At 66.6% G+C, this 24821-nt stretch carries 15 protein-coding genes; 3 read left to right on the forward strand and 12 right to left on the reverse strand.

What is annotated here, in order from left to right:
- Nucleotides 1-130: 130 nt before the first annotated feature.
- The 11 genes from KF715_12745 to KF715_12795 form a co-directional block, all read right to left on the reverse strand.
- Complete coding sequence (locus KF715_12745) at nucleotides 131-1294, reverse strand: XylR family transcriptional regulator (protein MBX3737557.1); 1164 nt, start codon at nucleotides 1292-1294, stop codon at nucleotides 131-133.
- Between the two features lie 48 nt (nucleotides 1295-1342).
- Nucleotides 1343-2767 carry an MFS transporter gene (locus tag KF715_12750; GenBank protein ID MBX3737558.1) on the reverse strand — a complete coding sequence of 475 codons (1425 nt, stop codon included), beginning with the start codon at nucleotides 2765-2767 and terminating at the stop codon, nucleotides 1343-1345.
- A 32-nt stretch (nucleotides 2768-2799) separates the two neighbouring features.
- On the reverse strand, nucleotides 2800-4377 hold the full coding sequence (locus KF715_12755; GenBank protein ID MBX3737559.1) for an MFS transporter: 1578 nt from the start codon (nucleotides 4375-4377) through the stop codon (nucleotides 2800-2802).
- A gap of 50 nt (nucleotides 4378-4427) precedes the next feature.
- Entirely contained in the window at nucleotides 4428-6944 is a 2517-nt protein-coding gene (locus tag KF715_12760; GenBank protein ID MBX3737560.1) for a glycoside hydrolase family 2 protein, read from the reverse strand.
- Between the two features lie 143 nt (nucleotides 6945-7087).
- Entirely contained in the window at nucleotides 7088-8077 is a 990-nt protein-coding gene (locus KF715_12765) for a glycoside hydrolase family 130 protein (GenBank protein ID MBX3737561.1), read from the reverse strand.
- A 114-nt stretch (nucleotides 8078-8191) separates the two neighbouring features.
- Entirely contained in the window at nucleotides 8192-9823 is a 1632-nt protein-coding gene (locus KF715_12770) for a hypothetical protein (GenBank protein ID MBX3737562.1), read from the reverse strand.
- 22 nt (nucleotides 9824-9845) lie between these two features.
- Complete coding sequence (locus KF715_12775; protein ID MBX3737563.1) at nucleotides 9846-11054, reverse strand: glycoside hydrolase family 27 protein; 1209 nt, start codon at nucleotides 11052-11054, stop codon at nucleotides 9846-9848.
- A gap of 151 nt (nucleotides 11055-11205) precedes the next feature.
- A complete protein-coding gene (locus KF715_12780) occupies nucleotides 11206-12573 on the reverse strand; it encodes a beta-glucosidase (GenBank protein MBX3737564.1) in 1368 nt (455 codons plus the stop codon).
- An 11-nt stretch (nucleotides 12574-12584) separates the two neighbouring features.
- Nucleotides 12585-13952, reverse strand: a complete 1368-nt coding sequence (locus tag KF715_12785; GenBank protein ID MBX3737565.1) for an acetylxylan esterase — start codon at nucleotides 13950-13952, stop codon at nucleotides 12585-12587.
- 106 nt (nucleotides 13953-14058) lie between these two features.
- Nucleotides 14059-15561: an MFS transporter gene (locus KF715_12790; GenBank protein MBX3737566.1), complete on the reverse strand. Its 1503-nt coding sequence runs from the start codon at nucleotides 15559-15561 to the stop codon at nucleotides 14059-14061.
- Nucleotides 15562-15572: 11 nt separating this feature from the next.
- Entirely contained in the window at nucleotides 15573-17966 is a 2394-nt protein-coding gene (locus KF715_12795) for a DUF4982 domain-containing protein (GenBank protein ID MBX3737567.1), read from the reverse strand.
- A gap of 153 nt (nucleotides 17967-18119) precedes the next feature.
- Between KF715_12795 and KF715_12800 the strand changes: the two genes are divergently transcribed.
- Nucleotides 18120-19475, forward strand: a complete 1356-nt coding sequence (locus KF715_12800) for a beta-glucosidase (protein ID MBX3737568.1) — start codon at nucleotides 18120-18122, stop codon at nucleotides 19473-19475.
- A 160-nt stretch (nucleotides 19476-19635) separates the two neighbouring features.
- Nucleotides 19636-20118: a hypothetical protein gene (locus KF715_12805; protein MBX3737569.1), complete on the forward strand. Its 483-nt coding sequence runs from the start codon at nucleotides 19636-19638 to the stop codon at nucleotides 20116-20118.
- Between the two features lie 77 nt (nucleotides 20119-20195).
- Here KF715_12805 and KF715_12810 read toward each other — a convergent pair whose 3' ends face one another.
- Nucleotides 20196-22373, reverse strand: coding sequence for a hypothetical protein (locus KF715_12810; protein ID MBX3737570.1), 2178 nt, complete (start codon nucleotides 22371-22373; stop codon nucleotides 20196-20198).
- Nucleotides 22374-22469: 96 nt separating this feature from the next.
- Here KF715_12810 and yicI point away from each other — a divergent pair, with 96 nt between their 5' ends.
- Nucleotides 22470-24764, forward strand: coding sequence for an alpha-xylosidase (yicI, locus tag KF715_12815; protein MBX3737571.1), 2295 nt, complete (start codon nucleotides 22470-22472; stop codon nucleotides 24762-24764).
- The last annotated feature ends 57 nt before the right edge of the window (nucleotides 24765-24821 follow it).

The raw sequence follows: 24821 nt of genomic DNA on the forward strand, positions 1-24821 counted from the left end.
CTTTCGCAGCGGGCGGACTATACCGCGGGGACCGGCCGCGGTGAATGAGTTCACTTGCACCGCAATTAAGTCTTATTGCCGGGATGATTTAACGCTACATGCCCGGTAAATGCCCCATGGGGGGCAAGCCTCATTGGATTCTCTTTGCTTCTGTTTTGCGGCGGAATTCGCCGGGGGAATCGCCCGTCAGGCGCTTGAAGACCACGCACATATACTCGACGTGCTCGAAGCCGGCGAGTTCGGCGATCTTCTTCAGCGGGAAGTCGGTTTCCATGAGCAGCTGGCGGATTTTCTGGACTTGGACGCGGCGGATTTCGGCCTGCGGGGAGCGGCCGAGGTGGCGGCGGAATTTTTTTTCCAGCTGGCTGCGCGAGGCGTGGGCGTGGCGCACCACCTCGTCGACGGTGAGGCCTTGCGTGGCGCGTTCGCGGATGATGCTGAGGGCGGCGGCGACGTTGCGGTCGTCGATCGCGAGGACGTCGGAAGAGGGGCGCGTGACGACGCCGATCGGCTCGATGCGCTCGTCGAGGTCGGCCAGGCGCTCGCCGGCGAGCATCGAGGCGAGGACCTCGGCGGCGCGGTAGCCGGATTGGAAGGCGTTGGGCGCGACGCTGCTGAGCGGCGGGTAGGCGAGTTCGCAGCGGATGGGATCGTTGTTCGCGCCGATGACGGCGATCTCCTCGGGGACGAGCATGCCGTGGGCGTGGGCGGCGGTGAGGATTTGGTTGGCGCGCAGATCGAAGCAGGCCATCACGCCGCAGGGTTTGGGGAGGCGCTTCAGCCAGTCGGAGAGGCCGCCGATTTGCTCAAGGTCCCAGGCGGGCGTGACGTCGCCGGGGTAATGGATGTCGTGCAGGTGGCAGGTGCGGCCGGCGAGGCGCAGCGCCTCCATGAAGCCTTCGCGGCGTTCGCACGACCAGCCGTCGTTGGAGAAGCCGGTGAAGCCGAAGTTCTGGAAGCCGCGCTCGAGGAAATGCTCCGCGGCGAGGTGGCCGATGGCGACGTTGTCGGGGCGGATCTTCGGCACGCCGGGAAAGCGCGGCACGTCGTTGAGGTCGACGAGCGGGATGCGTTGCTTGCGGCAGGTCTCGACGAGGCCCGGCGTGGTGTGGCGGCTGATGATGCCGTCCCACTGGTTGTGCTCGAGCCAGCGCGGGTCGATCTCGGCGCGGGCCTGGTCGTCGTGGAACGCGGTCCAGATCTGGTGCGTGCGTTCGTAGTGCACGACGCCGCGGAGCATGGCCATGCTCTCCTCGAAGCGGTTCAGGAAAACGAGCAGCACTTGCGGACGCACGGGCCGGAGGTTGGTTCGGCGGGGGCGTTTCGCAAGCCGCGAGGTGGCCTAAGCCGCGGGGGAGGCGCGTTGGGCGCGGCGCGCGGCGAGGTCCGCGTTGATCGCGGCCATGCGGGCTTCGTTCAGCGGATAGAAAAGAAAGATCGCGATCGAGAGCACGCCGAGCGCGGCGGGATAGACGCTCATCAGGCGCACGAGACTGTCCTTCACTTCGGGCGAGGGCAGGACGTTGGCTTGGAAGCCGACGAACTGGAGCAATTGAAACGCGAGGTAGGCCGCCAGCGCCCAGCCGAATTTCTGGCTCATGGTCGAGGCGGAGAACACGAGCGCGGTGGTGCGGCGGCCGCTCTTCCATTCGCCGTAGTCGGCGGTGTCGGCATACATGGCCCACATCAGCACGGGCAGCGGCGCGCCGAGGAAGCTGCCGACGATCTCGAGCACGAAGATCGCGCCGAGCTGGCCGGGTTGGAGGAACAGGTAGGCGACGGTCGTGAAGATTTGCAGCGTGAAGAGTGTGATGAAGAGACCCTTCTTCGGAAAGCGGCCGACGATGAACGTCACGAGCAGCACGCCTGCCACCGACGCGGCCTGGCCGAGCGTGTTGAAGGCCGAGAGCAAGCCTTCGAGCGCGAAGGGACGGCCGAGGAAGGTCAGCGGCGTGTCGGGCGCGCCGTTGTAGAGGTAGTATTTGAAATAGTGTGCCGAGACCGAGCTGCGCAGCGCGACGAACAAGATCCACGTGAGTGTCGTGCAGAGCAGGAGCACCCAGGCGTTGTTCGCGAGGAGGAACTTGAGGTCGCGCGCCACGGACGTGTTTTCCTCGGGCGCGGGCTTGATGCGCTCCTTCGTGCCGAAGACGGTGACGAGGAAGAAGCCGATCGCGACGACGCCGACGATCGCGAAAGCGAGTTGCCAGCCGAGCTGGGGATTCCGGTCGCCGCCGAGCGCCGAGACCATCGGGAGCAGCGTCGCGGAGATGACCATGCCGGCGGAGAACGCGAAGATGAACTTGATCGACGAGAGGCGGGTGCGCTCGACGGCGTCGTTGGTCATCACGCCCATCAGCGCCGTGTAGGGGATGTTCACGGTGGTGTAGAGCATCATGAGGGCGTTGTAGGTGAGGTAGGCCCAGACGAGTTTGCCGGCCGGTCCTAAGCCCGGCGTGGTGAACGTGAGCATGCCGAAGATCGCGAAGGGCACGCAGCCGAAGAGGATGAACGGCCGGAATTTTCCCCAGCGCGTCTCGGTGCGGTCGGCGAACATGCCGATGATCGGATCGTTCACGCCGTCCCAGATCCGGCTGACGAGCAGCATCGTCGCGAGCGCGCCCGCCGTGATGCCGAAAACCTCCGTGTAGAAGAACGGCAGGTATTTCATGAACGTCTGCCAATACAGCACCGAGGCGAAATCGCCGCAGCCGAACGCGAGCATTTCGCGCAGCGGGAGTTTGTTCTGGGGAGCGGGAGCGGACATGGCGGACGGCGGGGTGGAGGGAGGCGGGGAAATCAAACCTGACCGCGGCGCGCCTCGAGGGCGGTGCGGACCTCGGCCATCTTTTCCTGCGTGAGGCCGAGGCGCGCGAGCAGGATGAAGGCGATGAGCAGGCCGGCGACGGGCACGGCGGCGAGGAGGAAGCGAATGGTGAAGATGGCCGACGCGGACTGGTTGCCGCCCAGCGCGGCGTCGAAGCCAGTTAGCGCGAGCGCCTCGCTCGTGAGCCAGCCCGCGATCGCCATGCCGAATTTCATGATCCACGCGCCGCAGGCGGAGAACGCGCCTTCGCGGCGCTTGCCGGATTCGAGTTCGTCGTAGTCCATCACGTCCGCGCCGATGGAGCTGTAGATCATCCAGAATCCCGCGCTCGTGAACGCGATCAATCCGGAGGCGAACACCTGCAGCCAGCGCACTTCGGGCGTGTAGAGCCACCACGTGGCGATGAACACCGCCATGGCGGAGAGTTGCACCGCCATCATGCCGGTCTTCTTGCCGAGCCGGCGCGCGAGCGTCGCGTAGAACGGGATGCCGAGAAAGCCGAACGCCATGCCCGAAAGTCCCATCCAGAAATTCCACGTGCCGGCCGCGGCGACGTCGCCTTTGCAGACGTAGTAAACCGTCGCGTAGTAGCCGAACGTGCCGACCAGCGCCGTGCCCGAGCCGTAGGCGAGCGCCATGCAGAGGTTCGCCCGGAACGGCCGGCAGCGCAGCGCGAGCACGAGCGTCTCCAGAATCGTCACGCGCTCCTGATTGCGACCGACGACGAGCTTCTCGTAGTAGCGTTCGCGGAGCAGGAAAAACATCACGACGCCCGCGACGATCATGACGCTGCCGAGGAGCACGGTGTAGACTTGCGCGCCGAGGAGGATGTTGGGCTTCGCGCCCGCCGCCGGGGGCAGCCAGCCGAAGAGCGTTTGCGCGAGCCGGCCGAGGGCGGCGAAGTCGAGGTGGAAGAGGTTGCCGAACACGCCGCCGAACCACGCGCCCGTCTGCTGCGCGAGCGCGCCGAGCCGCGCCGGCACGTCGGCCCAGCTCGCCGCGACCCACACGCCTGCGGTGGTGAACGCGGCGGCGGCGAACATCGCGACTTCGGGCACTTTTTGGCAGACGCTGCGGAATGCCGCCAACGCGGTGCGCTCGTGGTAGTCGGGTGTGAGCTCCGCGCCGATGCTGAGGAACGGCATGTAGAAACAGCTCATGATCGGCACGAACACCGCGAGCGTCGCCACCATGAACCAGAAATACTGCACCTCGCTCCAGCCGGGGCGCGCTGCGAACAGCAGCGGCAGCGCGAAGCCGGACAGCACCGAACCGACGAGGATGAACGGCCGGCGGCGGCCGAAGCGCGTGCGGGTGTTGTCCGACCACCAACCGAACACCGAATCCCAGATCGCCTCGAAGAACAATTTGATCAGCAGCGCGCGGCCGATCCACGCCGGCGAGACGCCGAGGTAGATGTTGAACACCTGATAGGCCATGCCGACGTAGAGCCAGTGGCCCCACATGTCGTGGACGGAGCCGAGGCCCATGCCGAATTTCTGGGCGAGCGGCACGCGATCGCCGGCGGCGGTGGGAAAAGTCTGGCTCATGGGGCGGGGTGGGGAGGGCGCCTGCAAGCAGGCTCCGGCAGGCGGAAGGGCTAGTAGGTGTCGGCCAGCGACCGCCATTGCAGCGCCTCGCGCAGCCGCGCGAGCGTGACCGGGCGGGCGAAGTCGAGGGTGACGGTCTTCGGCTCGCGCGGGTAGAGCTCGAAATAGTTGTCGCTCGCCTTGTGCGCGAGGCCGGGCAGCTCGAACGCGAAGCGGTGCTGGAAAACGGGCGAGAGGAACGACACCTGCGCCTGGCGCGGGCTCAGCAGCTCCGTCTGCGCGTGCGTGGTGGCGCGCGGCAGGTCCATGAAGCGCGGCGCGGTGAGGAACACGGTGTCCTCGCTCACGCGCGTGCGGTCGATGTCCAGTGCGACGCGCAGATAGAGCGCGCCGCGGTCGTGCGCGGCGATGGGCTGGGCGAGGTCGAGGGTCTGCTGGCGCACGCTCTCGCCGTAGTGGAGCGCGACTTTCTTTTCCCCTTGGAGCACGATTTTGCCGGCGAGGGTGAAGAGGTCCCAGCGCAACACGCCGCGCGCGGACGCGGGGGCGTCGTAGACGGTGTGGAGGTGCACTTCGCGCACGGTGGAGCGGCGGTAGTTGCCGATGCCGGCGATCTCGTCGCCGGGGAGATGTGCGGAGACGAGCGCCGGGGCGAAGAAGCGCCGCGCGACGTAGTGCAGCGCGCGCCAGCGGCCGGTGAACTCGATCGAGCTCCACGAGGCGACGGGCCAGCAGTCGTTCAACTGCCAGTAGAGCGCGCCCTGGCAGTGCGGCATGAGGCGGCGGTAGTGCTCGACGCCGGTCTGCATGCAATAGGCCTGATTGAGCTGCGAGAGGTAGATCAGGTCGTCCTGCGTGCGCGGGAAACGGTAGCGGCGCGACACGTAGTCGAGGATCACCTGGTTGCCGCCGCGGTTCTTTTGGTGGTTCTCCATCGCCGCGCCGAAGACGTTGCGGTCGCCGGGCGGACAGAAGGTGGCCTGCGTCTCGGGCGAGCAGTAGCTCTGCATCCCGAACTCCGAGACGAAACGGAAGCGCCACTTCTCGTAATCCTTCACGGGGTTTCGCGCGTGCCAGACATCCCAGTAATGCGTGTCGCCGCGCTTCTCGCCGTCGGTGTGTTTCACGCCGCCGAGGCCTTCGCGTTTGTCGCCGCTGGGGCGGTGCGGCGAAGAGGGCCAGTAGGGCGTGACGCCGTCGACGGCGTCGACGACGGCGGGGAGTGTCGTCTCGAAGAGTGCGGCGTAGGCGGCGCGGTTAGCGGGAGTGGAGAGCAGCGGCGGGTTGCCGTGGGCGGGATCGTTGTTGAGCGCCTCGATCTCGTTGTTGCCGCACCACAGGGCGAGGCACGCGCGGTGGCGGAGGCGGCGGACCTGTTGCTCGGCTTCAGTCTTCACGCTGCGGACGAAGCTGCGGTCGCCCGGGTAAATGGCGCAGGCGAACATGAAGTCCTGCCAGACGAGGAGGCCGAGTTCGTCGCACAGGTCGTAGAACTCCTCGTTTTCGTAGATGCCGCCGCCCCAGACGCGGATCATGTTCATGTGCGCCTCGACGGCGCTGCGCAGGTCGCGTTCGTAGTCGGAGCGTTTCAGCGTGGTGACGAAAGCGTGGGCGGGGATCCAGTTGGCGCCCTTGGCGAAAATCACGCGGCCGTTGACCTTGAATTGAAAGGTCTCGCCGGCGGCGTCGGCGTGGCGGTCGAGCTCGATCGTGCGCAGGCCGACGCGGTGCACGCGCGCGCCGATCGGCGTGCCGTCGCCGCGGCGGATCTCGATGGCGAGCGTGTAGAGCGGTTGGGCGCCGTGGCCGTTGGGCCACCAGAGTTGCGGGTGGTCGATGACGATGCGGTGACCCACGCCTTCGGCGACGACGATGCCGCTGAGCTTGAGCCGGTAGTGGCAGGTGGCGGTGCGGTCGGCGCGCGCGAGCTCGGGGGCGAGGGTGAGGGCGACGGTGCCGTCGGCGGCGTGTTCCTGCGTGAGGCGCACGCCGAGCAGGCGGTTTTTGCTCCAGCCTTCGAGGCGGAGGTCGCGCCAGATGCCGGCGGTGACGAAACGCGGGCCCCAGTCCCAGCCGAACTGGCATTGCTGCTTGCGGATGACCTGGCTGCGGCCGACGGGGTCGTTGAACTCCTTCGGTGCGTGCGTGCGGCGCGTGCGGCGGATGTAGGCGAGCGCGCTGTCGAAGCGGATCGTGAGTTCGTTGACGCCGGGGCGCAGGAGTTTCTTCACGTCCCAGCGGTGCGCGACGAACATGTTAGCGGTGCGCGCGACCTTGCGGCCGTTGAGGGTGACGGTGGCGACGGTGTCGAGGCCGTCGGCGACGAGCTCGACGTTTTCCTCGGTCAACAACTGAGCGGAGACGTGCAGTTTGGCGGTGTATTCCCAGTCGCGCTCCTCGATCCACTGGAGATCGAGCTCGTGGGTGCCCCAGAACGGATCGGGGATGAGTTCGTGGCGGCGGAGATCGGTGTGGACGCAGCCGGGCACGACGGCGTCGCGCCACGGGCCGCCGGCGGTCGCGTCGCGAAAGCGCCACGGCGCGGTGTGGAGGGAGAGCTGCTGCATGGCGAGCGAGGTGGAAAGCGGGAGGAGTTAGGTGGTAGGCGCGCAGTCTGGCGGCGTCCGGCTCGGGCGGTGCGCGCAGGAAGGGCGCCGCGAGACGGCGCCCGGACCTCGGCTGCGTGAGCTTGGACGCGCCGGCATCGCCGTCAGCGTTTCAAGGGGTTTTCCTTGATGAATTGGACGATGTCCTGCGCCTGGCAGAAGCATAGCGCGGAGAACGTGTCGGCGGCGCCGTAGTAGATCGCGATGCGGCCGGTGGCGGCGTCGCAGAGACATCCGACGGGGAAACACACGCCGGGGACGAAGCCGGAGAGTTCATACGGGGCTTCCGGACAGAAGAGCGCCTGGTTGGCGGAGGCGATGACTTTCCACGGCTGGTCGAGGTCGAGCAGCGCGGCGCTCATCGAGTAGACGAAGCCGTTACAGGTGCTGGTGACCGCGTGGTAGAAGAGGAGCCAGCCTTCGCTGGTCTCGATGGGCGACGGGCCGGCGCCGATCTTGACGCCTTGGAACCACGGCCAGCCGCGGCCCATGACGTGGCGGTGTTTGCCCCAATACACGAGGTCGGGCGACTCGGAGATGAAGATGTCGCCGAAGGGCGTGTGCGCCGTGTCGGACGGGCGCGAGAACAGGAGATACTTGCCGTTGACCTTGCGGGGGAAGAGCACGCCGTTGCGGTTGTAGGGGAGGAAGGCGTTCTCGAGCTGCTCGAAGTGCACGAAGTCCTGCGTGCGGGCGAGGCCGATGGTGGGGCCGTGGTAGCCGTTGCACCAGGTGACGTAGTGGGTGTCCTCGATCTTCGTGACGCGGGGGTCGTAGGCGAACTCGTGGCGGCGCACCTCGGGGTCGTCGCACTGGAAATCGATCGGCGTGGGCTCGAAGGTGAACTTGAAGCCGTCCGCGCTGCGGCCGACATGGAGGTGCGGCACGCGGTCCATGCCCTCGGTGCGGAACACGCCGATGAAACCGTCCTGCCACGGCACGACGGCGCTGTTATAGATGCCGGTGACGCGCGGCAGCGGGCGTCGGCCGATGACCGGGTTGGCGTCGTAGCGCCAGACGAGGTCGGGGTTGCCGGCCGGGCGCGGCTGCCACGGCAGGTTGGGGAGAGAGGGACCGACGATCTTGAGTTGCATAGCGAACGGTAACGGACGCCCGGTGGCACCGTGGGCGCCGGCCGGCGAGCGATGAAAGGGGTGGGGAAACGACGGCGCCAGTTTACGCGCTGCGTGCGCCGCCGTTAATGAGTTCTATTGTTCGCGACTTGAGACGCTGTGCGGCGCCAGCGGTTGGAGCTCGACGAGCCAGACGTCGTTTTCGCGTTGGGGAAAGGTGCGGAGGAGGCGGCCGTCAGGTCCGACGGTGAGGATTTCGTCCATCGACGGCGTGCCGGCGGCGGCGGTGCACAGCGTGGCGACTTGCGCGCGGGTGAGCTGCGTCGGGGAGCCGAGGTCGCGCCAGGCGGACTGGACGTCGTTTTGCCGATAGCCGACGAGCGTGGCGGTGAGCCGGTAGCGGCCGGGTTTCAGGCCGGTGAGGTGCAGAGCGACGTCGCCCTTCGGTTTCGCGGGTTGGTCGCGGGCGTAGAACTCCTGGTTGATCGCCGAAGGGCCCGGGTGCGTGATGGTGAAGTCCCAGAACAGGGCTTGCAGGCCGCCGGTTTCGTCACGGCAGACGAACGATTCGGGGTCGTCGGTCGCGAGCTCCGTGTCGCCGAGGCGGTGGAGGAAGCGATAGGCGAAATACGACGGCTTCGGCAGGTCCTGGTAGTTGAGCAACCCGAAGCCGCCATGGAACGGCGTGGTGCGCGGACCGGCTTCCTCGAAGATGTCGGTGAACGTCCAATACGACATCGACTGCGCGGCCGCGCCGATGTGGCGGATCTTGTTCAAAATGAAAGCGGCGCTGTGATAGCTGTCGTGCAACGGGTCCGACGGCGTGTAGGAGCTGCTCCACTCGGTGTAGTGCAGCTCGGTGCCGGCGAAGGACGAGCGCTCGATCTTGGCGCGGGTGGCGAGCACCTCGGCCGTGATGGCGTTGCGCTCGGGCGAGAACACCGTGCCCGCGTTGCCGGTCTCGTCGAGGTAGCCGCTGGACGTGGCGTAGGTATGCGTGCTGACGAAATCGAGCGGCACCTTCTGCGCGGCGCAGAACGCGAGCGTCTCGTCGATCCAGCCGCTGCCCGCGGTGGCTGGTCCACCGACGCGATAGGTGGCGTCGACGGACTTCACGGCGCGCGCGGTGGCGGCGTAGAGCTTCTGGTATTCGGCGAGGCCGATGGGGAGGAACTCCGCGAAGGTGCGGCCGCTGCTCTTGCCGAGCCAGAAGCCGTCGAGATTGGGCTCGTTCCAAACCTCGAAATACCACGAGCGCACTTCGGCCGCGCCGTAGCGCTCGGTGACGTGGCGCACGAACGCCGCGATGAGCGCCTCCCATTTCGCGTAGTCCTTCGGCGGCGTGACGTTCGCGCGATACCAGAAGATCGTATCCTTCCCGCTCGCGAGCGCTTCGGGCATGAAGCTCAGCTCGACGAACGGCTTCATCCCGATGCCCGTGAGAAAATCGAACAGCTCGTCGACATACTGCCAGTTGTAGACCGCGCGGCCCTGCGTGTCCTCGTGGTAGACGCCCATGTCGTCGCAGAACAGGCCGTGGAAACGGATGTAGCGAAAGCCGCAGGTCTCGCGGACGAAGCGCAGCTGGCGTTGCCAGTCGGCGCGGAGGCCTTCGTTGGCGCGGCCGGCGCCCACGCAAAAGTTATACATGCGGCTCATCGGGCCGCGCGCGTGCGTGACGTCGGCGGCGATGGTGCGAGTCGGTGTGTCCGCCGCGGCGAGCGTTGCCAGTGCGCCGAGGGAAAACAGGAAAGCGAGGCGGCGCATGGGCGGCGAAGGAGAAAGAGCTTCAGCGCGCGGTCGGTGTGAGTCGAAACAGCGCGACGTCGTGCGACTCGACGCGGACGGTGAGCGGCTTGCTCGTGTCGCCGGCGTCCTGCTTCGCCCACACGTCGCGCACCTGGTAGGTGCGGTGGTCGAGCGTCCAGAGTCGGTCCCACTCGACGGTGAGGTCGGCCGCGGCGGCGGAAGTGTTGAGCGCGCACACGGCCCAGTCGCCGCCGCTGAGCGGCTTGATCCAGATTTCGATGTTCTTCGCCGGTTCGGCGAGGGCGCGGAAGCCCTGTTTGCCGAGTTTGTCCTGATCGATGGCGATGACGTCCTTGTCCGTGAGGATGGCGCGAATCTCGGGCTTCATGTGCGTGACGTCGTTGCCGGCCATGAGCGGCGCGGCGAGCATGCACCAGAGGGAGAAATGCGCGCGCGACTCGGCGAGCGTGAGGCCGGAGTTGCCGACTTCGAGCATGTCGGGATCGTTCCAGTGGCCGGGGCCGGCGAACTTGTTCAGGCCGTCGGCACCGACGTTTTCGACGAGCGCGTATTGCTGGTCGAGGAGGCGCTTCCAGCCGGACTCCCAGCCTTTGCGGCCGTCGTAGGAATCGTAAATGTCGCCGGTCGTGCGCCAGAGGTGGCCGATGTCGGCGGCCCATTCCCAGGGTTTGTTCTGGCCCCATTCGCAGATGGAGAAGACGACCGGGCGGCCCGCGGCGAACAGTGCGTCGCGCATGCGTGTGTAGGCGTCCTTGGCGTTCGCGTCGCCGTGGTTGCACCAGTCGTATTTGAGGTAATCGACGCCCCACGCGGCGAAGAGGCGCGCGTCCTGGAACTCGTGGCCCCAGCTGCCCGGGTAATCGCCGCAGGTGCGCGTGCCGGCGCAGGAGTAGAGGCCGAACTTGAAGCCGCGCTCGTGCAGGTAATCGCCGAGGGCCTTCATGCCGCTCGGGAATTTCTGCGGATCGGGCACGAGGTTGCCGTCGGCGTCGCGTTGTTTCAGCGACCAGCAGTCGTCGATGACGATGTAGACGTAGCCGGCGTCGCGCATGCCGTTCGCGACCATGGCGTCGGCGGTCTGGCGGATGAGCGACTCATGGATGTCGGCCGCGAAGGTGTTCCATGTGTTCCAACCCATCGGCGGCGTGAGGGCGAGCTGGTCGAATTTCTTGGCCATGGCGGTGAGCGCGAGCGCGGAGGAGAAGACGAGCGCGAAGAGGGTTTTCATGGGGAAGGAAGAGGAGAAACCACGAATGAACACGAATGGACACGAATGAACTAGCGTGCGATTGCCGGCGCGAGAGACCGCGGCGACGACCTTGACTCCCGGTATTCGTGTGAATTCGTGTCCATTCGTGGTTGGACGGTTGGGTCGAAAATCAACCCGGCAGGTTGGCGCCGTTGGTGCGGATGAGGTCGCGATACCAGTAATAGGAATCCTTCGGTGTGCGCTTCTGCGTCTGGTAGTCGACGTGGATGAGACCGAAGCGGTCCTTGTAGCCTTCCTTCCACTCGAAGTTGTCCATCACGGACCAGTAGAAATAGCCGGCGACGGGCACGCCTTCGGCGACGGCACGTTTCATCGCAGCGAGATAACGCGCCATGAAGTCGATGCGCTGCGGATCGTGGACCTGGCCGTCGAGGTGGACGAAGTCGGTGTTGCAGTAGCCGTTTTCGGTGAAGACGACGGGGAGTTGGTAACGCTCGTGGATGAAGCGCGCGGCCCAATACATCGCGTCGGGCGCGATGTTCAGCCACGAGAGCGTGCCGCGCGGGTTGCCGATGCCCCACGGGTGCGGGACGTTCTCCGGCGCGCCGTCGGTTTTCGCGCGCACGAGCCAGCCGGAGTAGCAGTTGTAGCCGGTGAAATCGATCGGCTGCGCGATGAGTTCGAGGTCGGCGTCGGTCACCTGCGGCATGTCGGCGCCGAATGCGGCCGCCGCGTCGTGCGGGTAGTGGCCGAGGTGCACCGGGTCCATCCACCAGGAGATGTTCCACATGTTCTTCCTCGTGCAACCGAAGTAGTCGCGCCGCGCGGCCTCGAGATCGGCGGCGGAATTCGTGGCGGGGATGCGCTCGCGGCCGGTGTGTGCGAGCGAGACCTTGATCGGGCCCTGGCAGCGGGCGCGCAGCGCCTGCGTGGCGCGGCCGTGCGCCATGAGCAGGTGGTGCGAACCGAGCAGGCATTCGCGGAAGCTGAGGTGCTGGCCGGGCGCGAACATGCCTTCGTGATAGCCGAGACCGATGACGACGGGCGGCTCGTTGATCGTCATCCAGTGCTTCACGCGATCGCCGAGTTTGTCGGCGACGATGGCGGCGTAGTCGCCGAACCACTCGACGATCTCGCGATTGCACCACGCGCCGCGCAACTGCAGGGCCTGCGGCAAATCCCAATGGAACAGCGTCACCCAGGGCGTGACGCCGACGGCGAGCAGCTCGTCGACGAGACGGTCGTAGAACGCGAGGCCCTTTTCGTTCACGTGGCCGGTGCCCTCGGGCAGCACGCGCGGCCACGCGATGGAGAGGCGGTAGGCCTTCGCGCCGAGGTCGCGCATGAGCGCGACGTCTTCCGCGTAGCGGTGATAATGATCGCAGGCGACGTCGCCGTTGTGGCCTTCGAAGGTCTTGCCGGGCTCGTGCGCGAACACGTCCCACACGGACAAGCCGCGGCCGTCGGTCGTGGTGGCGCCTTCGATTTGGTAGGCCGCGGCGGCGGCGCCCCAGGTGAAGTCTTGCGGAAAACTCATGTGAAGATGGCTCACTTCAGGCCGAGGAACTGGCGGAGGTGCGCGTTGATCGCTTCGCCCTGCTCCGGCGTGTAGGTGTGCGCGAGCTCGAGCGTCAGGCCGAGCGTCTTGGGCGCGCGGATGACGTTGTAGGCGGCGTAGGTCGAGGTCGGCGTGCAGACGTCGTCGTTGTAGCCCCAGGTGTAGTAGCCGGGGATTTTGATGCGTTTGGCGAAGTTCACGCCGTCGTAGTAGGACGTCGTGGCGATCTTCGCGGGCGTCGCGTGGGGCGACGGCGCGGGGAATTGCCATTGGCGGAACGGCCACGGCCAGCCGGAGGCGCGGCCGTGCAAGTCGCCCGTCAGATCGCAACCGGCGGGATGTGTGACGGAGATCGCGGTGACGCGCGGGTCGAGCGCGCCCGCGACGAGGGAGAGCCAGCCGCCCTGGCTGGCACCGGCGACGACGAGGTGCCGGCCGTCCCAGTTTGCGCGGGAGGCGAGGAAATCGTTCGCCCGCAGCACGCCGAGAAACACGCGGTGGAAGTAATACGCCTCCTTGTCGTCGAAGTTGAAGAAACAGTAGTCGCTCAACGCGCCCGCGCCGAGCTGGTCGTAGACTTCCTGCGGCAGGTTGACCGGGAGGCCGTGGATGCCGATCTCGAGCGTGAGCGCGCCTTCGGCGGCAAAACCCTTGTCGCCGAAATACGGCCGCACCCCGGCGCCGGGCACGCGGAGGAGCGCGGGATATTTCCCGGGCGCTTTCGGCTCGCAATAGATGCCGTAGATGCGGCCCTTGACGGCGTTCCAGTCGGGGCTCACGACGCGGAAGCTCACGTGGTAAACGTTCACCTTGTCGGTGCATTGGTCGGGCAGGAGCGTGAGCTTCGCCTCCAGCGGAACCTTCGCGAGATCCTCGCGGCCCTTTTGCCAGAACGCGTCGAAGTCCGCCGGTTCGGTCTGCGTCGGGACGATCTTTTCCGGCTCGAACGCCGCGGTGGCGACGCCCTTCACCTCGCGGCCGGCGACCTTGGCGGTGACGATGCAGCGGAGGAAGCCAGGTTCCTGTAGTGTGCCACCGTCGATCACGAGTCCGTCGAGCGGCACGATGGCGGATTTCGTCTCGGTCGGTCGCAGCTCCTGGCCGGCCTGGTAAGTGATCGCGACGTCCTCGATCGGTTCGTTGTCGGCGACGATGCTGACGCGGAATTTCGCCGACTCGCCGAGCCGGTAGGTCCAGTCGCGATGGTCGGGCGCGACGCGCACCTGCACGGCGGCGACACGGAGCTGCGCTTGCGGCGGCACGGGCGTGATGGCGGAGTCGGCGGGCGATGCGCCGGCGGAGACGTTCATGGCGGCAAAGACGAGGACGCTCGCGAACAGGAGACGAGGCGTAGGCATGGGGTGAAGCGGTTTGGGGACGCCCAGTCTACGCGAACGGGTCGCGCGACGGAATGAGGTTAGTTGTTGTGCGATTGAGAATGCGCCCCCGGTTGGCCGGGGGTTGTCACACCCGGCCGCGCCGCGCCTCGAGCTGGCGGCGGATGTCGAGCATCACGTCCTGCGTGAGCGGGAATTTCGCCAGCGCACCGAGGGCGAGCAGCAGGCCGACGATCGGGATCGCGGCGAGCAGGAGGCGCATCATGAACAGCGCGTGCTCCGTCTGGTTGCCGCCGAGCGCGACGTCGAAGCCGGTGCCGGCGAGGATGAAGCCCGCCGCGCCGGCGCCGAGCGCCATGCCGCATTTCATGATCCACGAGGCGGCGGACGAGAACACGCCTTCGCGGCGCTGGCCGGTTTGCAGTTCGTCGTAGTCGATCACGTCCGCGAGCATCGAGCCGTCGAGCGTCCAAAAGCCCGCGCCGGTGAACGCAATGAAGCCCGACGCCAGCGGCTGCAGCCACGGACGCGCCGGATCGTAGAACCACCATGTGGCCACGAACACGCCGATCGCGGTCAACATCACCGCGCGCATGCCGTGGCGTTTGCCGAGTCGGTGCGCGATCGCCGTGAAGGTCGGAATACCCGCGAAGCCGAGCAGCATGCCCGAGACGCCCATCCAGAAATTCCAGCCCGCGCCCGCGGCGAGGTCGCCGCGGCAGACGTAGTAGACGGTGTCGTAGTAGCCGAGCGTGCCGACCATGCTCAGGCCCATGCCGTAGGCGAGGCGCATGCCGATGAGCAGCAGGAACGGCCGGCACGACGCTGTCTGTTTCACCGAAGTGATCAGCGACGTCCGCTCCTGTTTGCCCGCGACGAGCTTGTCATAGTAGCGCTCGCGCACCGTGAGAAACAACACGACGCCCGCGACGACCATCAGCGAGCCGAGGATCATGCAGTAGACCTGCGCGGCGAGGACGATGTTGGGGTGCGAACCCGCGGGCGCCGGCGCCCACGCGGCGGTGCTGCGCAGCAGATTGAGGACGCGCTCGCCGACATTGGTGGAATTCGCGCCGACCCACAGCGCGAGCGTGGTGAACTGCGCCGCGAAAAACAGCCCGAGCTCCGGGAGCTTTTGCACGGCGTATTTGTAGGACTGCACGCTCGTGCGCTCGTGGTAGTCCGGCGTCAGCTCCGAGCCGAGACTCACGTAAGGCATGTAGAAGCAGCTCATCACCGGGATGTAGATCGCCGACGAAAACACCATGAACCAGAAGTAGCCCATCTGGCTCCAACCTGGGTGAACCCAGAACAAGAGCGGCAGGCAAACGCCCGCGATGATCGAGCCCACGAGCATGAACGGCCGGCGCCGGCCCCAGCGCGTGCGCGTGTTGTCCGACCACCAGCCGAACAGCGGATCGGAAAACGCGTCGAACACGCGGTTCAACATGATCGCCGTGCTCACGAGCGCGGGCGAGACGCCGAGGCCGATGTTGAACACCTGGTTGACCAGCGTCGGGTAGAGCCAGTGGCCCCACATATCGAGGACGGTGCCGAGGCCGTAGCCGAGTTTTTGCGGCACCGGCACGCGATCTTCCGGAGCGGTGACAGGCGGAGTGGGGGAACTCATGGGAAATTTTTTCAACGAGCGTTGAGCGTGGCCTCCGCCGGGGCCAGGCCGGCGGCGCGGGCGGTGAGTTTGATTGGTCCGGCGCGGCGCGGCGTCTGCACAATCACCTGTGCGTAGCCGTTGAACAGGCTCCGCGCGCTCGCCACGTCCGGCTCGTGGCAACTCGGGTCGCCGTTGCCGACGCCGAGCACGCGCCCGCCCTCGACGGCGAACTCGACGAAGTCGCTCGCGGTCGGCACGTGCCGGCCTTGCGCGTCCACTGCCGACACCGCGAACACCGCCACATCCGCTCCGTCGGCGCGCAACTCCGTGCGGTCCGGCACGAGCACGAGTCGCGCGGGCGCGCCGGTCGTCTCGACGCGCGTGGTCTGCACGACCGCGCCGCCGCGGTAGGCGCGCGCTTCGAGCACGCCGGGCTGGTAGACGACTGGCCACTCGAGATGGCCGTTGCGTGGCAGGTCTCTTTTCCCGAGCGAGACGCCGTTGAGGAACAGTTCGACGGCTTGGTGATTGCTGTAGCACGTGACTTTCAGCTCCTGGCCGACGCGGTCGGGCCAGTTCCAATGCGGGGCGACGTGCAACACGGGCTGGTCGGTCCACCACGCTTGCAGGTAATAAAAACTGTCCTTCGGAAAACCGCAGGTATCGAGGATGCCGAATTGCGAACTGATCGCCGGGAAGCCGAACGGCGTCGACTCGCCGCGGTAGTCGAAGCCGGTCCAGAAAAACAGGCCGGCGAGAAATGGGCGCGCGGCGTAGTATTGCCAGCCGATCTCGCAGTTGCCGCCGCTGTCGCCTTTCGCGAGCGGTGCGAGGTGGCCGCGCGGCTGGTCGTCGAAGTAAACGCTGCGTGTGCCCTGCGTCGTGGTTTCCTCGGTGCCGACGCCCGGCTGTCGCGGAAACTTCCGGTGCTGCTCGTCGGGATTCGACTGCGAGATGTAGTTGTAGCCGACGACATCCGTGGTCGTGGAACTGCCGCCCCAGCCGCCACTGATGGCGACAGTCGAGCGGCGCGTGGGATCGAGGCGGCGCGCGAGCGCCTGCATCGTCGCGGTGAGGCGCGCGCCGAGGATATTGCCCTCGATGCGCCATTCTTCGTTGCCGACCGACCAGAGGATGACGCTCGGGTGATTGCGGTCGCGGCGGATCATCGCCGCGAGGCGGTCGAGCTGGTCGGGGCTCGCGCCCATGAGGCGGTTTTCGTCGATGACGAGGAAGCCCAGGCGGTCGCACGCGTCGAGGAACGCCGGGCTCGGCGGCTCGTGCGAAGTGCGCACGGCGTTGCAGCCGAACTCGCGCAGGCGGCGCAGGCGGAATTCGATCAGCGCGTCCGGCACGGCCACGCCGACGCCGGCGTGATCCTGGTGAAGATTCACGCCTTTGAGCGTGACGCGCTGGCCATTCAGAAAGAAGCCGTGGTCCGGATCGAAGCGCACCGAGCGGATGCCGAAAGGCGTCTCGTAGCGGTCGATTTCCGCGCCCGCCGCGTCGCGCACGATCGTGATCAAGCGGTGCATCACCGGCGTCTCGATCGACCAGAGCTGCGGCTGCGCGACGTTCATCGTCGCGACTGCTTTCTGCTGCGCGCCCGCGTCGATGGTCGCGGGGGCGCCAAGAAACGTCGCGGCGGTGCTGCCATCCGGACGCAGGACGATTTGCTCGAGCTGAAAAGCGGCGGCAGCGGGGCCGTCGTTCACGAGCGTGGCGCGCGCCGTGACGACGGAGGCGGAATGATCGGCGCCGAGCTCCGTCGAAACGAAAGTGCCCCAGTGCCCGACGTGCAGCGGAGGGGTCTTCGTCAGCCAGACATGGCGGTGGATGCCCGCGCCCTCGTAATACCAGCCTTCCTCCATCGTCACGTCGACGCGCACCGCCACGACGTTTTCGCCGCCGTAGTTCAGATAGTCCGTGATGTCGTAGCGGAAGCTCGTCGAGCCGCTGAGTTGGCGGCCGAGATAAAAGCCGTTCACCCACACGATCGAGTCGCGGTGCACGCCGTCGAACTCCAGTGCGATGCGCCGCCCGAGATCGTGCTCCGCGATGTGGAAGGTCTTGCGATACCAGCCGACGCTGCGCTCGGGAAAATTGCGGCCGACGGCCTTGTAGCCGTGGCTGTGGCTACCTTTCGCATCGAACGGCGCCTCGACGGCCCAGTCGTGCGGCAAGTCGAGTTCGCGCCACTTGCTCGCATCGAACTTCGGATCGGCGGGGCCGTCGCCGTAGCCGGCTTTCGCCCAGTAGGAAAAGTAGCCGGTGCCGTGGTTGAAATCCTTCGCGGCATCCGACGGATGGCCGAACGCGAAGCGCCAGCCGGCGTCGATGTTCAGCCGCTCGCGGGTCGGTGCGCCGATCAAATGCGTCGCGCTCAACAGGGCGAGCAGCACCGGGAGAATCAGTCGCTTCATGGGGAGGGCAGGGGATGCGGCGCGCCGCAGGGGTGGGTGGAAACCGTGGGCGACGGGCCTGAAAACCGCAAGTTTTTCGTTAAATCAGGCTTTTCTCGGGCGTCCTTTTGCGCAGACTGACCACTTCCACCGTCGCTCTCCGCCTGTCTTTCCATGTCCTCGCTCCTCCCCTCATCGTCGTTTCCGCCGCATTTTGTCTGGGGCGTCGCCACCGCCGCGCCGCAGATTGAAGGAGCCGCCCGTGAGGACGGAAAGGGCGAGTCGGTCTGGGATCGTTTTTCCCGCCAGTCCGGCAAGATCCACGGCGGCGACACGCTCGATGTCGCCTGCGATCACTATCACCGCTACGCGGAGGATTTCGCGCTCATGCGCTCGCTCGGCATCCGCCACTACCGGCTGTCGCTCGCGTGGCCGCGGATTTTCCCACAGGGCGACGGCGCGGTGAACCAGGCCGGCCTCGATTTCTACCGCCGGCTTTTCGCCTCCATGGCCGAGCACGGCATCACGCCGTGGGTGACGCTTTTCCACTGGGATTTGCCGCAGGCGCTCGAGGATCGCGGCGGCTGGGTGAGCCGCGCGACGGTCGACGCTTTCGCGCGCTATGCCGACACCGTCGTGCAGGCGTTCGGCGATGTGGTGAAGAATTGGATCACGCTGAATGAAATTCGCTGCTTCACGACACTCGGCTACGGCTTCGGCGGCAAGGCGCCCGGTCGTAAGGTCACGCCGCAGGAGCTCAACCAAACCTACCATCACGCGATTCTCTGCCATGGTCACGCGGTGCGCGCGGTGCGGCAATTCGGCGGTCCTGGCGCACGGGTCGGACTCACCGACAACAGCGACATCTGCATGCCCGCGACGGAGACGGAGGCCGACATCGCGGCGGCGCGCACGTGGTTCGCCTGGCGCAACGACTTTATCCTCGGCGCCATCTATCGCGGCAGCTATTCGCCGGAATACCTCGCGCGTTGCGGCGCGGCGGCGCCGGTGGTGCACGACGGCGATTTTGCGTTGATCAGCGCGCCGACGGATTTCCTTGGTCTCAACCTCTACACCGGCACGTTCGTGCGCGCCGGCCGCGATGACAAATTCGAGGAACTGCCGCTGCCCGCGCATTATCCCAAGGCCGACAGCGCATGGCTGCATTGGGCGCCGCAAGTGATGTATTGGGGCACGCGACTGGCGTTCGAGACTTACGGCGCGCGGCCGATCTACATCACGGAAAATGGCTGCGGCTACAACGAGGAGCCGGTCGTGAACGGCGAAGTGTTCGACCTGCACCGCCGCGACTTCCTCCGCGCGCACCTGCGCGAACTCGAGCGCGCCATCCGCGACGGCGTGCCGGTCGCCGGCTATTTTCTCTGGTCGTTCATGGACAACTTCGAGTGGGAGGACGGCTACGAACGGCGCTTCGGGATCGTGCACGTCGACTACACGACGCAGCGCCGCACACCGAAACTCTCCGCGCGCTACTACGCCGAGATCATCGCGCGCAACGCGATCGTCTGAGCGCTGTTCGCGGGCCGTCGGGGCCGCTTCAGTCGGTCCCGCAGCGTGTGGGGAGTCCGCGTGCACACCACTATTGCTTTGATCCGCCGCACTCGCGGCTCAGCCTCTCGCCTAACGAGTCGCCACTATTCAACCTCACGAGCCAAGAAGCATCGCCCCCATGAAACTGATTTCGCTCCTCGTGTTTGTGTGTGCCACGTGCGTTCGCCTCTGCGCTGACCAGCCGATCCATGTGGTTAATCTGAAGACCTGTCCGGAGTTCGAACTGCTTCCCGGGCATTCTCAGATTTACGTTTATCCGCTCTCGGAAAGAATGAAGCGCGTCACCAAAGACGGCAGCCGACCGCGACTCGCTGCGGCCGACTACAGTGTCGGCGTTGCTCTGAAAACCGCGAAGCCAAACTTGGCTTTGCAAGCCATCGTGCGCCAAATTTGGGAGCAGACCGGGCGCAAGCTGGGAAAATTCGTGAACTCGACGGTCGAACAAATGAAGCCCGCGACGATGCTCATGGCCGTCGATGGCAATTCCGTCTGGTGCCTCGTGCTGACGCCGAAAACGGACCAGCCGGATACTTACCTGCTGAGTTGCGGCTTCGTGATCGACGAGGAACCGGCGGCGTTGCCCGCCAACGCGCCGAAGTGATCGCGCGGACTGCGGTCGGATGAGCGAGGGTGGTGCGGCCATCTCGGCGTTACGCGGAAGCAGGCTGGAAGCCGGCGCTACTTCAGCGGATCGCCCACGAGAATGCCGCGCCCGCTCGTGCCGAGGTAGACGCGGCCGGGCACGCGGGCGTCGCCCGTGAGACAGCGCAGCCAGCCGAGGCGCATCCGCGCGTCGCTGATACGCACCCACGACTGGCCGCCGTCGTCGCTGCGGAAGAGCGCCTCCTCTCCACGCACCGTGCCGTCGAGAAAGACCGCGGGATTGCTCCGACCCGCCGGAGGCGCGCCGAAGCCGATTTGGTGGGCGCTCTCAACGCCGGCGAGCGCGCGGAAATTTTTCCCCGCGTCGGTCGAGACGAGCAGTCCTTCGGCGGTCGGCAACCAGAGATGGCCTTCGACGCCTGGCTCCGCGCGAAGTTTACCGGCTTCGGCGGGGAGAGATTTCACCTTCGCGAAACTTTCGCCGCCGTCCTCGCTCACGTGCAGCGCGCCGTTCATCGGGTCGTAGAGATAGAACCGGCGCGGGTTCACGGGGTCGGCGACCGGTCCATAGGTTTTCCACTCGGTGGTCGCGACGAGGTCGGCGCGGCTCTCTTTCCACGAGCGGCCGCCGTCCGTCGAATAAAAGGGCTTTGCGCCCTTGGGCAGCCACACGAGGCGCGCGCCGTCGGCGGAAATCGTGGCGATGCCGGGGCCGATTTTCGCGGCGGCCTCGGGCGCGCTGGCGAAGTTCTCCCATGTGGTGCCGCCGTCGCGCGAAAGTGCGCCGCGCGTGGGGCCCCAATGGGTGCGCACCAGCAGCGCTGGCTGCTGCGCGGCGAAGGCGATGCTGGGATTGCTGCCGTGGAGCGGCTGGAATGCACCGCCCTTCGGGGAAATCGCGAGGTCGTCGTGGCGAAAGCCGCCGAGGTCGCCCATCGCGCTCAGCAGCGGCGCGCCCTCGGGCGGGCTGATGAGTTCGTCGATGACAGTTTCTTCGAGACCTTTGTTGGGGAAGAGCCAGGTGAGCGTTTGGCCGGCGACGATGTCAGCGTTGGCCTGATCGGTGGCCCAGACGCCGTAGCCGGTGACGAACCACAGGCGCTCCGGGTGCGCGGGGTCGACCGCGACGTCGCTGATCCAGTGCGGCTTGAAGTCCTTCACATAGGGCGCGCCGAGGCGGCTCCATTGCGAGTGCGCGAGCAACGGTGTCCACGTCGTGCCGCCATCGGTGCTGCGGAAAATCTCGTCGCCCTTCGACCAACGATCGAGCGTGGAGACGTAGAGTGTGCCGGGGTGTTTCGGATCGAGCACGAAGCCGGCGTAGCCGAAGCCGTTGTTCGCGGCGACGTCGGGGCGCTCGGGCGTGATGTCGGTCCAGGTATCGTTCGTCGGGTCGAGTTTCCAGATCGCGCCGTGAGTGATGTTGTTCGGGCCGGGACCGTTGCCGTAGGCGAGGTGGAGCGTGCCGCGTGCATCGAGCGCGGCGTGGTGGACAAGCAGGCCGGTGGGTTGCCGGGGCACCGGATTCCATGATTTGCCGGCATCGAGCGATCGGTAGAGGACCGGTCGTTGCGGGTCGGCGGCGCCCACGTAGATCGTCGTATTTGGTTTCCCGTCGGCGGCCGTGTGGGCATCGAACAACACGAAGGTCACGCCCGACGCGGGGAAACGACCGACGCGCGCCCACGTGCGGCCGGCGTCGTAGCTGCGCCAGAGTCCGTCGTGATTCGTGCCGAGCAGGAGGTGCGCGCCGTCGTGCGGGTCCACTTGCAGTCGCTCGCCTGTGCCGCGGCCGTCTTGGTTGCCACCGAGCTTCAGCGGCAGGTCGACCGCCTCCCAGCTTTGCCCGCCATCGCTCGAGCGAAGCACCGCGGCATTACGCGCCCACTCGGAAAAGTAGGCTCCGCACGCGAGGTAGACTTTTCGCGCATCGGTGGGATCGAGCGCCAGGCTGAGCACGCCGTAGAGGTCGCCATTGGCGCGGTCGATGCCGTCGTTCAGCGGCTGCCAGGCGCGTCGTGCGGCGTCCCAGCGATAGGCGCCGCCGACGTCCGTGCGCGCGAACAGCACATCGGGCGCCGTGGGGTGAAACGCCAAGCCCGTCACGTAGCCGCCGCCGCGGATCGCGACGTTGCGCCATGCATAGGACTCGACCGCGGGCGGTGCGGTGGCGGCAAACAAGGCGACGAACGAGAGAAACAGCGACGCGCCCAGCAGCGCGCGGCACGAGCGGAGACCGGCCAGGCTTTTCATGAAGGGGAGGGGAGCAGCGGGCCCGGATTGAGAGGAAGAATCGGGTTGCCTTGCAAGATTTAACGCTACATCAAGCTAATCCGCCCCTCGCATCCCATGAAGTTCACCGATGGCGCCTGGTTGCTGCAGCCGGGCGTGCAAGCCCACTATCCCGCTGAAGCGCACACCGTGACTCGCGAAGGCGACGCGTTGGTTATCCACGCGCCGACTCGCCCGATCCGGCACCGCGGCGATACGCTGCAGGGTCCGTTGCTGACGATTCGGCTCAGCTCACCGTTGGAAAACGTCGTGCGCGTGCGCATCGAGCATTTCTCCGGCGGACTGAATCGTGGTCCGCAACTGCCGCTGCTCGCCGAGCAAGCCACCGGTGTGCGCCTCACGAGCAACGACCAGAGCGCCACGCTCACGAGCGGCGCGCTCACGAGCGGCGCGCTCACGGCGCGCGTCGAGCGGCAGGGCGGCTGGGCGCTCAGTTTCCTCGACGGCGAACGCGTCGTCACCCGCAGTGGCTGGCGCGGCGCCGCCTACATGCAGTGCGCCGGCGGGCCGAGTCACATGGTCGAGGGGCTCAGCCTCGCCGTCGGCGAAAACGTCTATGGTCTCGGCGAGCGCTTCACGAGCTTCGTGAAGAACGGACAGACCGTGGAGATCGCCAACAAGGACGGCGGCACCGGCAGCGAACAGGCTTACAAGAACGTGCCGTTCTACCTCACGAATCGCGGCTACGGCGTGCTCGTGAACGAGTGCGGGCATGTCTCGTTCGAGGTCGCGTCGGAAAAGGTCTCGCGCGTGCAGTTCTCCGTCCCCGGCGAGAGTCTCGAGTATTTCGTGATCCTCGGTCCCGATCCGAAGGACGTGTTGCGCCGCCTCGCGGCGCTCACCGGCCGGCCGGCGTTGCCGCCGCCGTGGTCGTTCGGCCTGTGGCTCTCGACCTCGTTCACGACGGATTACGACGAGGCGACGGCCACGAGCTTCATCGACGGCATGAAGCAGCGCGACTTGCCGCTGCATGTGTTCCACTTCGACTGTTTTTGGATGCGCGAGTTCGACTGGTGCAGCTTCGAGTGGGATCCGCGCGTGTTTCCGGACCCAGCGGGTCTGTTGCAACGGCTCCACGCACGCGGCCTGCGCGTGAGCGTGTGGATCAATTCCTATGTCGCGCAGCGTTCCCCGCTCTTCGCGGAAGGCGCAGCCAAGGGCTTTTTCCTTAAGCGCGCCGACGGCTCGGTCTGGCAGACAGATCTTTGGCAGCCCGGCATGGCGATCGTGGACTTCACGAATCCGGCGGCGGCGGAGTGGTTCGCCGGCCACATCACACGCCTGCTGCGCCTGGGCGTCGATGCGATCAAGACCGACTTCGGCGAGCGCATTCCGACCGAGGGTGTCGTCTACCACGACGGCTCCGATCCGGTGAAGATGCACAACTTCTACCCGATCCTCTACAACGAGTGCGTCTTTCGCGCCGTGGAGGCCGCGCGCGGACGAGGCGAGGCGGTGCTGTTCGCTCGCTCGAGCTACGCGACCGGCCAGCGTTTCCCGGTGCACTGGGGTGGCGATTGCTGGTCGACCATGGAGTCGATGGCGGAGTCTCTGCGCGGCGGGCTGTCGCTCAGCCTGTGCGGTTTCGGTTTCTGGAGCCACGACATCGGCGGCTTCGAAGGCACGGCGCCCGCCTACATCTACAAGCGCTGGGCGGCGTTCGGCCTGCTCTCATCGCACAGTCGCCTGCACGGCAGCGGCAGCTACCGCGTGCCGTGGGCCTACGATGACGAGGCGTGCGATGTCGTGCGGTTCTTCACCAAGTTAAAGTGCCGGCTCATGCCTTACCTGTGGAGCGCGGCTGTCGAAGCGCACCGCGAAGGCGTGCCGACGCTGCGCGCGATGCTGCTCGAATTCCCCGGCGATCCTGCGTGCGACACGCTCGATCGCCAATACCTGCTCGGCTCCTCGCTGCTCGTCGCGCCGGTCTTCACCGAAGATGGCAGCGTCGACTACTACCTGCCGGCCGGCCGTTGGACTCACGTGCTTACGGGTGAAGTCCTCGAAGGCGGACGCTGGCACCGCGCGCGGCATGGTTTTCTCAGCCTGCCGCTTTTCGCCCGCCCGGACAGCTTGATCGCCTTCGGCGCGCGCGACGACCGGCCCGATTACGATTTCGCCGACCGGGTGAATCTCCGCGTCTACGAACTGACGGACGGAGCGACGGCAAAATGCGATCTGCATGACGCGCGCGGCGAGTTGCTGGCTTCCGCGATCGCGCGCCGCAGCGGGCCACGCATCGAGGTGAAATGGCAAGGCGCGCTGCCGCCGCGCTGGTCCGCCCAAGTCGCCAACGGTCCCGCGACCGCCGCTGTGGCCGGCAGCGACACGGTCATCCTCACTCTCGCGTGAAACCGGTGCGCTTTCATGCCGTGGCTTGCACCGGGCCGCGCCTGCCCTGAGATTGCC

Origin of the sequence: Candidatus Didemnitutus sp., from assembly GCA_019634575.1 — a bacterium.
Lineage (GTDB): Bacteria > Verrucomicrobiota > Verrucomicrobiia > Opitutales > Opitutaceae > Didemnitutus.

What these genes read in the sequence shown, in the direction of transcription:
- KF715_12790 (MBX3737566.1), bottom strand. Translation starts at nt 15,561, where the DNA reads ATGAGTTCCCCCACTCCGCCTGTCACCGCTCCGGAAGATCGCGTGCCG.
- KF715_12750 (MBX3737558.1), bottom strand. Translation starts at nt 2,767, where the DNA reads ATGTCCGCTCCCGCTCCCCAGAACAAACTCCCGCTGCGCGAAATGCTC.
- KF715_12765 (MBX3737561.1), bottom strand. Translation starts at nt 8,077, where the DNA reads ATGCAACTCAAGATCGTCGGTCCCTCTCTCCCCAACCTGCCGTGGCAG.
- KF715_12780 (MBX3737564.1), bottom strand. Translation starts at nt 12,573, where the DNA reads ATGAGTTTTCCGCAAGACTTCACCTGGGGCGCCGCCGCCGCGGCCTAC.
- KF715_12755 (MBX3737559.1), bottom strand. Translation starts at nt 4,377, where the DNA reads ATGAGCCAGACTTTTCCCACCGCCGCCGGCGATCGCGTGCCGCTCGCC.
- KF715_12770 (MBX3737562.1), bottom strand. Translation starts at nt 9,823, where the DNA reads ATGCGCCGCCTCGCTTTCCTGTTTTCCCTCGGCGCACTGGCAACGCTC.
- yicI (MBX3737571.1), top strand. Translation starts at nt 22,470, where the DNA reads ATGAAGTTCACCGATGGCGCCTGGTTGCTGCAGCCGGGCGTGCAAGCC.
- KF715_12795 (MBX3737567.1), bottom strand. Translation starts at nt 17,966, where the DNA reads ATGAAGCGACTGATTCTCCCGGTGCTGCTCGCCCTGTTGAGCGCGACG.
- KF715_12785 (MBX3737565.1), bottom strand. Translation starts at nt 13,952, where the DNA reads ATGCCTACGCCTCGTCTCCTGTTCGCGAGCGTCCTCGTCTTTGCCGCC.
- KF715_12760 (MBX3737560.1), bottom strand. Translation starts at nt 6,944, where the DNA reads ATGCAGCAGCTCTCCCTCCACACCGCGCCGTGGCGCTTTCGCGACGCG.
- KF715_12810 (MBX3737570.1), bottom strand. Translation starts at nt 22,373, where the DNA reads ATGAAAAGCCTGGCCGGTCTCCGCTCGTGCCGCGCGCTGCTGGGCGCG.
- KF715_12805 (MBX3737569.1), top strand. Translation starts at nt 19,636, where the DNA reads ATGAAACTGATTTCGCTCCTCGTGTTTGTGTGTGCCACGTGCGTTCGC.
- KF715_12800 (MBX3737568.1), top strand. Translation starts at nt 18,120, where the DNA reads ATGTCCTCGCTCCTCCCCTCATCGTCGTTTCCGCCGCATTTTGTCTGG.
- KF715_12775 (MBX3737563.1), bottom strand. Translation starts at nt 11,054, where the DNA reads ATGAAAACCCTCTTCGCGCTCGTCTTCTCCTCCGCGCTCGCGCTCACC.